The following is a 13,512-nucleotide window of genomic DNA, read 5'->3' as shown; positions in this document are numbered from 1 at the left end:
AAACGCGCCATCACGGCGCGTCGCTGAAGTGGTAGTGCAGGTCGTTGTCGCGGCGGCTGATGCTCACCCCGGCCAGGGCCTTGCCTTCGAGCATGCGGGTGAGGAACTCGCGGCTCATGTCCGGCAACAGGCTGTTGGTCAGGATCGCGTCGATCATCCGTCCGCCGCTTTCGGTCTCGCTGCAGCGCGAGACGATCAGCTCGACCACCTCGTCGTCGTAGTCGAAGGCGACCTTGTGGGTGCCTTGCACACGCTTGCGGATGCGTTCGAGCTGCAGGCGGGTGATGGCCTTGAGCATCTCGTCGCTGAGCGGGTAGTAGGGGATGGTCACCAGGCGTCCGAGCAACGCTGGCGGGAAGATCTCCAGCAGCGGTTGGCGCAGGGCAGTCGCGATGGCGTCGGGTTCCGGGATGTTTTGCGGGTCCTTGCACACCTGGGAAATCAGCTCGGTCCCGGCGTTGGTGGTGAGCAGGATCAGGGTGTTCTTGAAGTCGATCAGCCGGCCTTCGCCATCCTCCATCACGCCCTTGTCGAAGACCTGGAAGAAGATCTCGTGCACATCCGGGTGGGCTTTTTCCACCTCGTCCAGCAGCACCACGCTGTAGGGCTTGCGCCGGACCGCCTCGGTCAGCACGCCGCCTTCGCCATAGCCGACATAGCCAGGCGGGGCGCCCTTGAGGGTCGAGACGGTATGGGCTTCCTGGAACTCGCTCATGTTGATGGTGATGACGTTCTGCTCGCCGCCGTACATGGCTTCGGCCAGGGCCAGGGCGGTTTCGGTCTTGCCCACCCCGGAAGTGCCGGCGAGCATGAACACGCCGATCGGCTTGTTGGGGTTGTCGAGGCCGGCGCGCGAGGTCTGGATGCGTTTGGCGATCATCTGCAGGGCATGGTCCTGGCCGATGATGCGCTTGGCCAGGTGCTGGTCGAGCTTGAGCACGGTTTCCAGCTCGTTGCGAGCCATGCGCCCGACCGGGATGCCGGTCCAGTCGGCAACCACCGAGGCCACCGCCTGGTAGTCGACGGTCGGCAGGATCAGCGGGGTTTCACCTTGCAGGTCGCTCAGGCGCTGTTGCAGGTCGATGAGCTTCTCGCGCAGCTCATGGCTCTGTTCGCTGCCCGTGTCGCGGTCGACCACGCCGACGTTTTCGCGCAGTTGCGCACGGGTGGCCAGCAGTTCGTCGACCAGGGCTTTTTCTTCGGCCCAGCGGCTTTCCAGCTCGGCCAGGCGCTCGCGCTCGGCCGCCAGCAAGGTTTCAGACTGTTGCTGGCGGTTGCCGATGGCGATACCGATGGCCAGTTCGCGGGCGATGATCTGCAGCTCGGTTTCCAGCGCTTCGATGCGTCGGCGGCTGTCATCCACTTCGGCCGGCACAGCGTGCAGGCTGATGGCGACGCGGGCGCAGGCGGTGTCGAGCAGGCTGACGGATTTGTCCGGCAGCTGGCGCGCCGGGATGTAGCGGTGGGAGAGTTTGACCGAGGCTTCCAGGGCTTCATCGAGGATCTGCACCTGGTGGTGCTGCTCCATGGTTGAGGCCACGCCGCGCATCATCAGCAGCGCCTTGTCTTCGCTCGGCTCGGCGACCTGCACCACCTGGAAGCGGCGGGTCAGGGCCGGGTCTTTCTCGATGTGCTTCTTGTATTCGGCCCAGGTGGTGGCGGCCACGGTACGCAGGCTGCCGCGGGCCAGGGCTGGCTTGAGCAGGTTGGCGGCATCGCCGGTACCGGCAGCGCCACCGGCACCGACCAGGGTGTGGGCTTCGTCAATGAACAGAATGATCGGTTTCGGCGAGGCCTGAACGTCCTCGATGACCTGGCGCAGGCGCTGCTCGAACTCGCCTTTCATGCTCGCCCCGGCTTGCAACAGGCCGACATCCAGGCTGCGCAGTTCGACGTCCTTGAGCGATGGCGGGACATCGCCGGCGACGATACGCAGGGCAAAACCCTCGACCACTGCGGTTTTGCCCACACCGGCTTCACCGGTGAGGATCGGGTTGTTTTGCCGGCGACGCATGAGAATATCCACCAACTGGCGGATCTCTTCATCACGGCCGACGATCGGGTCGAGCTTGCCGCTGCGTGCCTGCTCGGTGAGGTCGACGGTAAAGCGCTTGAGCGCTTCCTGTTTGCCCAGGGCGCTGGGCGCCATGGCACCGCTGGCTTCGCCCGGCACGGCGCCGGCATTGAAACCGTCGCTGGCGCTCAGGGCGTTTTCCGGCGAATCGCCGACATACTCGTCAAAGCGCTCGCTGAGGGCTTCGACCTTGATCTTGGCAAACTCCGACGACAGGCCGAGCAAGGCATTGCGCAGGCTCGGCGTCTTGAGGATGCCGAGCACCAGGTAGCCGGTGCGCACCTGGCTTTCGCCGAACATCAGGCTGCCATACACCCAGCCACGCTCGACGGCTTCTTCGACGTGAGAGGACAGATCGGTGATCGAAGTCGAGCCGCGGGGCAGGCGGTCCAGGGCATCGGTCAGCTCGCGGGCCAGGCGCGCAGGCTCAAGGTTGAACTGGCGGATGATGCGGTGCAGGTCCGAGTCCTGCAGTTGCAGCAGTTGGTGAAACCAGTGGGCCAGTTCCACATAGGGATTGCCCCGCAACTTGCAGAACACCGTGGCGGCCTCGATGGCCTTGTAAGCGACGCTGTTGAGTTTGCCGAACAGCGCGGCGCGGCTGATTTCACCCATGTTCCGGACTCCTTGTGGATTGCGATGCGGTCGCCTGCTCGGCGTAGTACCGAGCCAGTGTCAGGTCGCTGGCATCGTGTTGCGGGCGGCCGAGCCAGGTATCGAAACCCAGGCGTCGGCCGGTGTTGAGTTGCAGGGCGGGTATCGCGTCCTGCTGCAGGATCAGCTTCAGGTCCCAGTCAAGCTCGTGCCCCTGGTGCTCGGCGACCCAGGCCACCAGTTCAGCAAAGGCACTGCCGTCGGGCAGCAGCGCCAGGTAGTGCTCGAGGCTCAGCGGCCCCAGGCAGATGCGAAATTTATGCTGGCGATCCCAGACATGACTGCCCAGGCATACATCCATGCCCAACTGGTTGGCGCTTGCGCCCAGGCGGCTACGCTCGGGCAGTTGCAGCCATTGGCCGACATACTCCTCGATGCTCACCGGCACGCCGAAATACGCCCCGAGAATGCCGCGCAATCCATCCGGATAGCGGGTCTGGGCGGCGAGGTGTCCGCTGTAATGCAGCTTGGCGGTGTCCGGCAACGGGCCCTGGTCGCGCAGTGCCGGGGTGCCGCGGCCGCTGAGGGCGGCCAGGCGCGCGGCCCAGTAGTCGTCAGCGGGGCGGTCATGGCTGACGGTTGGCCGTGCTTCGGCCCAGGCCCGGTAGAACAGGCTCAGCAGGCGGTGATGGAACACGTCGAGAAAACGCTTGCTGGTGCTGTCGGCGTTGTTGCGCTGACGTTCGCGCATGTATTCGGTCAGGTGCAGCGGCAGCGGTCCGTTAGGGCCGCCCAGACCAAAGAAGAACTGCTCCAGGCGCGCCGGGCCCTGTTCTGTGGCTGGGGTCAGCGATGCCAGGGTTGCCGGTGCGAAAGCGCAGTCGAGCTGTTGGCCGAGGCGAATCGGCTCATCGGCCAGACGCAGGGAATGGCCGAAGCGCGGCAATTGCGGCGACTCGCACTCCAGTCGGCGCAGGGCCTGGAAGAAATCGTAGTTCCAGGGTTCGGCCTGCATCTCGCTGAGGATGTTCACAGGGTCGGACGGCGTCCGGGCTTGGCTTTCCATCGCATGATCTCGCCGCGTTCGGTGGTACGAAGCACCGTCTCGGTAAAGCTGTTGATCGACACGTAACGTGCCAGGAAGCGCTCGAACACTGCACCGAGGAGGAACACTCCAGTGCCGCGGAAAGCGTTTTCATCGAATTCCAGGGTGATCTCCAGGCCACGGCCAAACACGATCGGCCCGGGCATCGGCAGCCGCCGCGTGCAGGCTTTGCTGCTGACTTCGCGCAGGCCGTCGATCTGCAATTGCAGGGCGGCGTCATGGCTGTCGCCGTAGAGGCGCAGCAGCTCGCGCAGGGCGGCGGCGCCCTGGCCCTGTTCGGTCAGCGACAGGTAGTTCAGCGACAGCTGGCTGATCAATCGCCAGGCCTTGTTGTCATGGGCGTGGCTGGCGCGTGGTCGGCTTGGCCCGGCCAGGCAGCGAATGGCGGCTACCGGGGCGCTGTCGGCCAGGGTGAAATCACTGCGGCCATCACCGACATTCATGAACAGCGGTAGATCGCGGTTGGTGCACAGGGCGCTGACGCCCAGTTGGCGCAGGTCGTGGCGGTAAGGCGCCTGCTGGCCATCGACCAGGCTGATGAAGGTTTCGCTGCCCATATAGGTCGAACGGGTGCCGTTGCGGCGCTGCTCGCTGGAGAGCATGCGCGGCTCGCGGCGCACGATGTAATACGCCTGGTCACGGCCATAGCGGGACGGGTCGCGCACGGCATAGAAGGGCAGGAAACCCTGGTCAGGGCCGGTGCCATGACCGGTCACGCTGCTCAGCGAATGGATCTCGAAATCCGTCGGCCGGGTGCGGTCGGCGATGACATGGTGTTCGTTGACCCGGTTGCTCAGGTGGATGCGGTCGACCCGGCGCGGGAACAGGTTGATCGCCGGGGTGCAGAAGGGCACGAACTGCTCGACGCCGACGCTGCCTTCCAGGGTCTGGTCGAAGCGCTCGAACAGCACGATCAGCTCCAGCTCCTGACCGTCGCAACGTTTGACTGCGCGCTCCAGTTCGGCGAATTCGACGAACAGGAAGCGCTGCGGCAGGGCGAAGTATTCCTGTAGCAGGCGGTAACCCTGGAATGCCTGCGGGACCACGGGCAGGGCTGCTTCGCGGTCATCGAAGCCGCAAGGGCGCAGGGCCGAGGGCGCAATGCGCTCGACCCAGTCGCTGCCAGGCTGGCGCGCAAACACGGCACAGGCGTTGCCCAGCAGTTGCTCGTACAGGCGAAACGGCAGTTCATCGGCTCCGTTCAGGTACAGCGGCAGGCTGCTGAGATCGAGCGCGTTGAACGGCAGCTCGGCGCCGGTACGCAAGGTAATGCGCAACCCGGCGCGGGCTTTCGGTTCACTGGCGGCAAGGCGCCCGAGGCTGGCCGCCGGATTGCCAAAGTATTCGGCCTGGGCTACCTGCAGTGGCCACAGGGTGACCGGGTGGGCACTGCGAAATTCACACGGTGTCTGCGAATCGCGGCCAAGGGTGGCACGCAACACACTGCCACGGGGCAGGGTGAAGCCAGCACTGAGCGAGCCTTCGTCGGGATCGGCCTGCATCTGCACCACGGTCATCGACGGTGTCGGTGCCAGGTAGTGCGGGTAGGCAATCTCCAGCAGGTTGTGGGTGAAGGTCGGGTACTCGGCGTCGAGCTTGAGTTGCACCCGTGCGGTCAGGTAGGCAAAGCCTTCGAGCAGGCGTTCGACATAGGGGTCGGCGCAGTCGATACCGGACAGGGTCAGGCGCCCGGCGATTTTCGGGTATTCCCTGGCGAACTCGGCGGCGCTTTCGCGGATGTGTTGCAGCTCCTGGTTGTACAGCTCGAGCAGGCGCGGGTTCATGGACGTCTCCGGCGCTCGGCAGGGGCGACCCGGACATGCCCGGACTCCAGGTCCAGATCGGTGCGCAGCAGTAACGGCAGTGCCGCTGGCTGGGCCCACAGATCGCCTTCAATCTCGAAACTCAGGGCGTTGTGGTTCATTTCCCCTGGTGCGACCTGGGCGCGAACCCGCAGGCTGCTGCGCAGGATGCGCGGTTCGAAAGTGGCAATGGCCTGGTAAATGATGCTCTCCAGTGCGCTGATATCAATGTTCGAGGCGCTGTTACCGGCCAGTGCCGGCAGGCCATAGTTGACTACCGAGTTGCCGGCCTGGGTGTTGAGCGTGGCGGCAGCATCGAGCAGTGAGGTGGTATTGAGCAGCCAGGTGAGATCGCGCAGAACCGAGGCCTTGAGCTGGTTCAGCGACAGCACGCGTTTGTCGTTGGCTTCTTGCAGGTTGCCGGGCTCGTCGTCGGTCAGACGATCGAGCAGCGAAGGCTGCAGGCGGTCACGTGCAGCGATTTCGGCTACCAAGGGGCGGCTCCGGTGGTGGGATTCAAGATTGCGTTGGCCTTATCGCGGGGCAAGCCCGCCCCTACACGGTGGGTTTGTCCAGCGATAAGGGCGACGCGCATGTCAGATCTTGACGTTCTGGCGCACGTTCCAGCCGTACTTGACCGGGCCGCCGTCTTTGGTGCCGTCAGCTTTCTGCGGCTGGTAATCGACCGTGACCTTGGCGAAGTTCAGGGTGACGTTTTCGGTCAGGCGATCATCGCTGCCCGAACCACCGGTGCTCAGCGAGCTGATCAGCACCTCTTCGAGGTTGATGACCAGGTACTCGACCTGGCTTTCGCCACCGGCCTTGCGCACGGTCAGCTTGACCTTGTCGATGTGCTTGCCGCTGGAGCAATGCATCATCAGGTTGGGGCTGGATTTGTCGACGTACTTGGTCAGCGACAGGTCCTGGATGTTGACCTTGCCGGCGCCACCGCCACCGCCCATGTGCATGTTGCCGGACTGGGACATGCCCCAGTTCCAGTTCAGCACATCGATCTCGTCCTTGTGGGCCTTGTCCATGGACTCGCCCTTGATGTCGCCGATCTTGATGAAAATATCAACTGCCATGTTGTCTCCAGAGTGTGGCATCTACCACATTGTTTTTCAGTGCACGCCCCGCATTGCGGGGCGCTTCAGCGAGCCAGGGCTCAGGCGCCCTTGGCCGATGGCAACTTCGATACCAGGCGCAGCGACACGGTCAGCCCTTCAAGCTGGTAGTGCGGACGCAGGTAGAAACGCGAGTTGTAGTAGCCCGGGTTGCCTTCGACTTCTTCGACCACCACTTCAGCCGCTGCCAGCGGGTGCTGGGCCTTGGTGGTCTCGGTGGAGTGGGCCGGATCGCCATCGACGTAGTTGAGGATCCAGTCCTGCAACCAGCGCTGCATCTCGTCCTTCTCTTTGAACGAGCCGATCTTGTCGCGCACGATGCACTTCAGGTAATGGGCGAAGCGGCAGGTGGCGAACAGGTACGGCAGGCGCGCCGCCAGGTTGGCGTTGGCGGTGGCGTCCGGGTCGTCGTATTCGGCAGGCTTTTGCAGCGACTGGGCGCCAATGAACGCGGCGAAGTCGGTGTTCTTCTTGTGCAGCAGGGGCATGAAGCCGTTCTTCGCCAGTTCCGCTTCACGGCGATCGGAGATGGCGATTTCGGTCGGGCACTTCATGTCCACGCCACCGTCATCGGTGGGGAAGGTGTGCGCCGGCAGGTTCTGCACTTCGCCACCGGACTCGACGCCGCGAATCCGCGAGCACCAGCCGTAGTACTTGAACGAACGGTTGATGTTCACCGCCATGGCGTAGGCGGCGTTGGCCCAGGTGTACTTGGCGCTGTCGGCGCCGTCGGTGTCTTCTTCGAAGGCGAAGGCTTCCACCGGGTCGGTCTTGGCGCCATACGGCAGGCGGGCGAGGAAGCGCGGCATGGTCAGGCCGATGTAGCGCGAGTCTTCCGATTCACGCAGCGAGCGCCAGCCGGCGTACTCGGGGGTGGTGAAGATCTTGGTCAGGTCGCGCGGGTTCGACAGTTCCTGCCACGAGCCCATGCCCATCACGGTCGGCGAGGCCGCAGCGATGAATGGCGAGTGCATGGCGGCACACACTTTGGACAGCTCGCCGAGCAGCTCGACGTCCGGTGGCGACTGGTCGAAGTAGTAATCGCCGACCAGGCAGCCGTAAGGTTCGCCGCCGAACTGGCCGTATTCCTCTTCGTACATTTTCTTGAATAGCGGGCTCTGGTCCCAGGCCGTGCCCTTGAATTTCTTCAGGGTCTTGTGCAGATCGGGCTTGGAGATGTTGAGCACGCGGATTTTCAGCTGCTCGTCGCTCTCGGTGTTGTTGACCAGGTAGTGCAGGCCACGCCAGGCGCTTTCCAGCTTCTGGAACTCGGGATGGTGGATGACCTGGTTGACCTGGGCGGTGAGCTTGGCGTCGATGGCGGCAATGATCGATTCGATCGACTTGATCGCATCATTGGACACCAGGTCGGTTTGCGCCAGGGCCTGTTCGGCCAGGGTGCGCACCGCAGTTTCGACCGCTTCGCGGGCGCGCTCGGTCTTGGGTTTGAATTCTTGCAGCAACAGCGAGGCGAACTCGCTGGCTTGCTCGGTGGCCGCTGGCTGGGCCTGGGTATCACGCATCGGATCGGTCATGAGGCTTTGTCCTGATTAAGCGTTCGGCTCGGCATCCTGGGGCTTTGGCGCACTGGCCAAGGCCTGGAGCAGGGCCGGATCCTTGATGGCTTTCATGATGATTTCTTCGGCGCCGGTCTTGCCGTCCATGTAGGTCAGCAGGTTGGCCAGTTGGGTCCGCGCTTCGAGCAACTGGTTCAGCGAGTCGACCTTGCGCGCTACGGCGGCAGGGCTGAAGTCGTCCATGCTCTCGAAGGTGATGTCCAGGCTCAGGTTGCCTTCCCCGGTGAGTTCGTTGGGGACGTGGAAGGCTACCCGTGGCTGCATGGCCTTGAGGCGCGAGTCGAAGTTGTCGACGTCGATTTCCAGGAACTTGCGTTCGGCCACCGGCGCCAGCGGCTCGGCGGGCTTACCTGCGAGGTCAGCCATGACGCCCATGACGAAAGGCAGCTGGACCTTCTTTTCGGCGCCGTAGAGCTCGACGTCATACTCGATCTGCACCCGCGGCGCGCGATTGCGCGCAATGAATTTCTGAGAACTGGGGTTCGCCACGTTGTTCCTCCTGGTCGCAGGTGCGACGGTATTGGCGTCATCGATCGTTGCCGGTAACGGTGTTGCGTAATTGCGTTGGGCCTGGCCCGCAGGCCTCAGTCGGTCTCCGGCCCGCGCAGGGTTTCGAACTGCGACAGGCCATCGGGGATCAGGTCGCGGACGATCGCGGCGAAATCGGCATTCACCAGATTTTTCGCGCGATTCAACAGCACCGGCAACGGGCTCGAGGGCTCGTGACGGGCGTAATACTTGAGAATTCGGTCAAGGCTGCGCAGCACCTCGTCGCGGCTGGCGATATCCGCTGAGGCACGGGCAACAGGGGCTGCGGGAGCGGCGCTGTCGAGAGGCGGCGGATTGTCGGCAACCGTGCTGATTTCGGCTGCGGTGTCGTTGGCGGCTTGCTCGCCTGCCGGCGCCTGTTCGGCGAGGATCTGTGCAGCCTGGCGCAACGGTTGCTTGAGGGCGCCGAGATCAATACCGCTGGCCGAGCCGACCTGCTCGTTGACGTACTGCTCGATTGCCTCGGCGGCTTCGCGGGCTTGCTGCAGGGCTTCGCGGGTGGCCTGCAGTTGGTCGGCATCGCTGTCGCGCAGGGCGCCGCCGAGCTCGTCGGCGTTGAGCGTCTCGCTGGCAAAGTGCTGCAGGCCACTGGCGTGCAGGGCCGCGCGCAGGCTGACCGGGCCGAATGCACGGGAGCGGGTCAGCAGGCTTTCACGCAGCAGGGCGATGTTGGTCTCGCAGACCAGACCTGCGAGGGCGTTGATGCGTACCGTCGGGTCGTTGTCGTCATCGGCGTCGAGTTGCGGGTGCACCTGTGGCCAGTACTGGCGCAGCAACTCGTTGATCAGTTGCAGGGTGCTGGCCAGGCCGGCAATACCGTGCAGGGCCAGGGCACTCTGCAAGAGGAAATGCGTGACCCGAAGGTCCTTGCTGCGTTGCAGCAGGGCCGTGCAGGACTGTTCGATCTGCCGCCACTGGGGAGGCTCGGCAGGCTGGATGGCATCACCCATGACACGCTCGGGCTTGCCTTGGGCATCACGCTCCAATTGCAGGAAGTCCGGGTCGTATTCAAGGTCGTCGCCGCAGGGGAAGTTCTCCGAAACGGCAGCGAGCAAATGCGCTGAGTTCACCAGATATCGATCTCCGTATCGTCCCGTGGTGGGGGTAGCTAATGTGCGCAAGTTAATTTTGTGACAGAGCGCACATATTTTGCTGAGTTATCCTTAGTTGATATCAAAGTGATATCACGCTCGTTCAGCAAGTTGCGCATTTTTGGTTTATTTCCAATTGGCTGTCAAGGTAAGCTATCGGCCCACCGTGACCTGAGTGCTGGGCCAAACAGGGTTTTTGACTTGTTGGTCAGGGCGGCGGTGGATGTCATTTGAAACTGACATGGTTCGGCTAGAAACTGTCGAAAATCGGATATTCAGTAGAGTTTTTCAGGGATTGGAAGCGAATCGCTTTTCTGTGTCAGGCCTGCAGCGGGCCAGCAGACGGTTCGGGATGTGGCTAAGGAGGCGTGATGTCGCTGAGTCTGACTATTACCAGTTATCACAAGATTACCCCTGGCCAATGTCCTGAAAAGTTCATCGAATCAGGCGCCATCAGCATCGGACGTGGCTCTGATAATGATTGGGTATTGCCCGATCCGGAGCGTCTGGTCTCTTCGCAACATTGTGTCATTCAATATAAAGATGGCCGCTACTACCTGACTGATAACAGCACAAATGGTGTCGAGTTAATTCACGCCGGTATTCGCTTGCGCCGCGGTAATAGCGAGCCCTTGATGGATGGCGAAATCATCCGTATTGGCGAGTACGAGATCCAGGCGCGGATTGATTCGAGCTTCAAGGTAGGGGATGGCAATCCGATCGGCGGCGATGCCAGCAATAGTTTCGAAGCGTTGATGGCTAACCAGGCCAGCCCTGCGCCTGTCCTTTCTCACGCAGGCACACCGGCGCTCGTGCACGGTGCGTCAAGCAGCGACACCCTGCCGGACCTGTTTGATTTTCTCGCGCCGGCAAGCATTGCGCCGGTAACCCAGCCTGACCATGTACCTGCCCAGCAGCATGACTTTCGTCCGCCCGCGCCGATCGTCCCTGTGGCGGTGCCGGCCCCGGCGAGCCCTGGGGTGATTCCCGCAGATTGGGACCTGTTTGCCGAGCCTTCAGCACCTGCACCTGCTCCCGCTCCCGCTCCCGCACCGACGCCTGTCGCGACCGCAGCGCCTGCGCCGGTGGCCGTCGTCGAGGCCTCGGCCCAGCCTGCCGAATCAGCAGCGCTGGTCCAGGCTTTCCTGCGCGGGGCAGGCCTTGAGCAACTGCGTATCGACAGCGCGCAGGTCGAGGCGCAGATGGAGGCCCTTGGCCGCAGTTACCGCTTGATGGTCGAGGGCTTGATCGACGTATTGCGTGCGCGCAGCAGCCTCAAGGGCGAATTCCGCATGCAGCAGACCATGATCCGCCCGGCGGAGAACAACCCGCTCAAGTTTGCTCCGAATGCCGATGAAGCGTTGCTGTTACTGCTGCGTCACGGCAATCACGCCTTCATGGCGCCGGACCAGGCAGTACGTGACAGCTTCGATGACCTGCGTGCTCACCAGTTGGCAGTGATGGCGGGTGTCGAGGCCGCCATCAAGCACCTGCTCGCGCGTTTCGAACCGGCCCAGCTGGAGTCGCGGTTAGGTGAGCCAGCCGGCTTGTCGAAGCTGTTCGCAGGCTCCCGCCAGGCCCAGTACTGGCAGCAGTTCACCGAGCTGTACAGCAAGATTTCCCGGGAAGCCGAAGACGACTTCCAGGACCTGTTCGGGCGCGAATTCAGCCGCGCCTATGAGGAGCACAGCGCGCGTCTGCAGCGCTCCTGAAACAAACGGAAAGTGCCACGTCATTGAGGACGCAGGATGATTCGAACAATGCTGATGGCAGCGGTAACCGCACTGCTGCTCAGTGGTTGTAGCAAGGATGAAGTTGCAGTACCGGCCCAGCCCGAGGTGGCAGGACCGACCAGCGTCACCTTGTACTTCAGTGCCGCCGCCGGGCTCAACCCGGGCGCCAACGGCCAGGCCGCGCCCGTGCGCGTGCGTATCTACGAGCTGAAGAACAGCGCCAACTTCAATCGCGCCGATTACTTCGCGCTGGCCGATCGGGCCCCCGCGACCCTGGGCGCCGACCTGGTCGATCAGGATGAAGTACTGGTGCAGCCCGGTGAGCAGTTGCGCATCGAGCGTCCACTGAGCCCGACGACCCGCCAGATTGGCCTGGTGGTCGGCTACCGCGAAGTTGACCAGGCGCAGTGGCGCAGCCTGCTACCGGTGCCGCCGCTGGACTACCAGGTCAGCCTCGATGTTCGTGCTGTACGCAGCGCTGCTCATTCCTCCCCAACCAGTACCGCCCAATAGGCGATCGGAGAAGCCATGTCCTGGAACAATCGTGTGGTCTGGTCGGAAGGCATGTTCCTCGGAACCCAGCATTTTCAACAGCATGACCGCTATCTCGAAAACCTGATCGATGCCCGCAGCCGGCCGCTGTCGGCAGGCGCCTGGGGCTTCTCCGAGCTGCTGATCGACCAGGGCCTGCTGGCTCAGGGCAAGCTGGCCATCATCTCGGCCCGCGGCCTGCTCCCGGACGGTACGCCGTTCAATATCCCCCAGGACGACCTGGCGCCAAGCCCGCTGAACATCGACGACAACCTACGCGATGGCCTGGTGTACCTGGCATTGCCGCTCAAGCGCGCTGGCGCCCGCGACACGGTCGACGAAGGTGAGGCCCCGGGCGGTGCGCGTTATGTCAGCCGGGTGGCGGAGGTGCGCGATGACAACGCACCGTTCGAGAACCGCGCGCCGGTGGCCCTCGGTTCCCGGGCCTTGCGCCTGATCACCGCCGAAGAAGGCCTGAGCGACTATGCCGCGCTGGGCCTGGTGCGCATCAAGGAAAAACGCGCCGACCGTGCTTTGGTCCTGGATGACAGCTACATCGCGCCGGTGCTGGATGTGTCGGCGAGCAAGAGCCTGTCGGCGTTTCGCAGCGAACTGCTGGGCCTGCTGCACCAACGTGGCGAGGCCCTGGCCGGGCGGGTGGTGGCCTCGGGCGCGGGTGGTGCTTCGGAGATCGCGGATTTCATGCTTCTGCAACTGGTCAACCGCGCCCAACCGCTGGTTGAGCACCTCAGCCAGTTGAGCCCGCTGCACCCGGAGCGCCTGTACAGCGAGCTGGTCAGCCTGGCCGGTGAGTTCGCCACGTTTTGTGCAAGCAACCGCCGCCCGGGTGAGTTCCCGGTGTATCAGCATGATGACCTGGCAGCGAGTTTCGCCCCGGTCATGCAGGCGCTGCGCGAAGCCCTGTCGATGCTGATCGACAGCAAGGCCACGCCAATCCCGATCGTTGAGAAGGCCTACGGTATCCACGTGGCCATGCTTGCCGACCGCAGCCTGCTCGACAACGCCAGCTTCATCCTCGTGGTGCGTGCCGATGTGCCGAGCGAAACCCTGCGCGGGCGTTTCGCCCAGCAGAGCAAGATCGGTGCGGTCGAACATATCCGCGACCTGGTCAACCTGCAGCTCCCGGGCATCGGCCTGCTGCCGTTGCCGGTGGCGCCACGACAGATCCCGTTCCATGCCGGTTCCACCTACTACGAACTCGATCGCGGTAGCGAGCATTGGCAGCAACTGCAGAACGCCGGCGGCTTTGCCTTCTATGTTGCTGGCGAGTTCCCGGGCTTGAACCTGGCTTTCTGGGCCATCCGAGGATAA

General features: G+C 63.5%; 11 protein-coding genes. 3 read left to right on the top strand and 8 right to left on the bottom strand.

Going from position 1 to position 13,512, the window contains the following annotated elements; genetic code table 11:
* Positions 1 to 10: 10 nt before the first annotated feature.
* From tssH to tssA, 8 genes are all read right to left on the bottom strand, one after another.
* On the bottom strand, positions 11 to 2,689 hold the full coding sequence (gene tssH, locus BV82_RS25400; protein WP_036994978.1) for a type VI secretion system ATPase TssH: 2,679 nt from the start codon (positions 2,687 to 2,689) through the stop codon (positions 11 to 13).
* Positions 2,682 to 3,734: a type VI secretion system baseplate subunit TssG gene (gene tssG, locus BV82_RS25395; protein ID WP_036994980.1), complete on the bottom strand. Its 1,053-nt coding sequence runs from the start codon at positions 3,732 to 3,734 to the stop codon at positions 2,682 to 2,684. The genes tssH and tssG overlap by 8 nt, the downstream gene beginning before the upstream one ends.
* Positions 3,698 to 5,557, bottom strand: coding sequence for a type VI secretion system baseplate subunit TssF (gene tssF, locus BV82_RS25390; protein WP_036994981.1), 1,860 nt, complete (start codon positions 5,555 to 5,557; stop codon positions 3,698 to 3,700). The genes tssG and tssF overlap by 37 nt, the downstream gene beginning before the upstream one ends.
* Positions 5,554 to 6,069, bottom strand: a complete 516-nt coding sequence (tssE, locus tag BV82_RS25385; RefSeq protein ID WP_010221274.1) for a type VI secretion system baseplate subunit TssE — start codon at positions 6,067 to 6,069, stop codon at positions 5,554 to 5,556. The genes tssF and tssE overlap by 4 nt, the downstream gene beginning before the upstream one ends.
* A gap of 102 nt (positions 6,070 to 6,171) precedes the next feature.
* Positions 6,172 to 6,660, bottom strand: coding sequence for an Hcp family type VI secretion system effector (locus BV82_RS25380; RefSeq protein ID WP_010221275.1), 489 nt, complete (start codon positions 6,658 to 6,660; stop codon positions 6,172 to 6,174).
* Positions 6,661 to 6,740: 80 nt separating this feature from the next.
* Positions 6,741 to 8,234, bottom strand: coding sequence for a type VI secretion system contractile sheath large subunit (gene tssC / locus BV82_RS25375; RefSeq protein ID WP_010221276.1), 1,494 nt, complete (start codon positions 8,232 to 8,234; stop codon positions 6,741 to 6,743).
* A gap of 15 nt (positions 8,235 to 8,249) precedes the next feature.
* Positions 8,250 to 8,765: a type VI secretion system contractile sheath small subunit gene (gene tssB, locus BV82_RS25370; RefSeq protein ID WP_010221277.1), complete on the bottom strand. Its 516-nt coding sequence runs from the start codon at positions 8,763 to 8,765 to the stop codon at positions 8,250 to 8,252.
* Between the two features lie 95 nt (positions 8,766 to 8,860).
* Positions 8,861 to 9,898, bottom strand: coding sequence for a type VI secretion system protein TssA (gene tssA / locus BV82_RS25365; protein WP_302183778.1), 1,038 nt, complete (start codon positions 9,896 to 9,898; stop codon positions 8,861 to 8,863).
* A 389-nt stretch (positions 9,899 to 10,287) separates the two neighbouring features.
* On the opposite strand from tssA, the gene tagH reads away from it, so the two are divergent.
* The 3 genes from tagH to tssK are packed head-to-tail and all read left to right on the top strand — an operon-like array spanning position 10,288 to position 13,512.
* A complete protein-coding gene (gene tagH / locus BV82_RS25360) occupies positions 10,288 to 11,628 on the top strand; it encodes a type VI secretion system-associated FHA domain protein TagH (RefSeq protein ID WP_036994983.1) in 1,341 nt (446 codons plus the stop codon).
* Between the two features lie 36 nt (positions 11,629 to 11,664).
* The gene (tssJ, locus tag BV82_RS25355; RefSeq protein WP_026001200.1) at positions 11,665 to 12,162 is read left to right on the top strand and encodes a type VI secretion system lipoprotein TssJ; all 498 of its coding nucleotides are present in this window, start codon (positions 11,665 to 11,667) and stop codon (positions 12,160 to 12,162) included.
* A 15-nt stretch (positions 12,163 to 12,177) separates the two neighbouring features.
* Positions 12,178 to 13,512 (top strand): type VI secretion system baseplate subunit TssK, encoded by a 1,335-nt coding sequence (tssK, locus tag BV82_RS25350; RefSeq protein ID WP_010221281.1) that lies wholly within the window; start codon positions 12,178 to 12,180, stop codon positions 13,510 to 13,512.

The sequence above is a fragment of the Pseudomonas donghuensis genome (genome assembly GCF_000696345.2).
Taxonomy (GTDB): domain Bacteria; phylum Pseudomonadota; class Gammaproteobacteria; order Pseudomonadales; family Pseudomonadaceae; genus Aquipseudomonas; species Aquipseudomonas donghuensis.
Note: the sequence above shows the minus strand (reverse complement) of the source record. Positions and strands in the feature narration are given on the sequence as shown.

Excerpts from the sequence above, each read along its gene's own strand:
- tagH (WP_036994983.1), top strand. The coding sequence starts at position 10,288 with ATGTCGCTGAGTCTGACTATTACCAGTTATCACAAGATTACCCCTGGC.
- tssF (WP_036994981.1), bottom strand. The coding sequence starts at position 5,557 with ATGAACCCGCGCCTGCTCGAGCTGTACAACCAGGAGCTGCAACACATC.
- tssG (WP_036994980.1), bottom strand. The coding sequence starts at position 3,734 with ATGGAAAGCCAAGCCCGGACGCCGTCCGACCCTGTGAACATCCTCAGC.
- tssJ (WP_026001200.1), top strand. The coding sequence starts at position 11,665 with ATGATTCGAACAATGCTGATGGCAGCGGTAACCGCACTGCTGCTCAGT.
- BV82_RS25380 (WP_010221275.1), bottom strand. The coding sequence starts at position 6,660 with ATGGCAGTTGATATTTTCATCAAGATCGGCGACATCAAGGGCGAGTCC.
- tssH (WP_036994978.1), bottom strand. The coding sequence starts at position 2,689 with ATGGGTGAAATCAGCCGCGCCGCGCTGTTCGGCAAACTCAACAGCGTC.
- tssC (WP_010221276.1), bottom strand. The coding sequence starts at position 8,234 with ATGACCGATCCGATGCGTGATACCCAGGCCCAGCCAGCGGCCACCGAG.
- tssK (WP_010221281.1), top strand. The coding sequence starts at position 12,178 with ATGTCCTGGAACAATCGTGTGGTCTGGTCGGAAGGCATGTTCCTCGGA.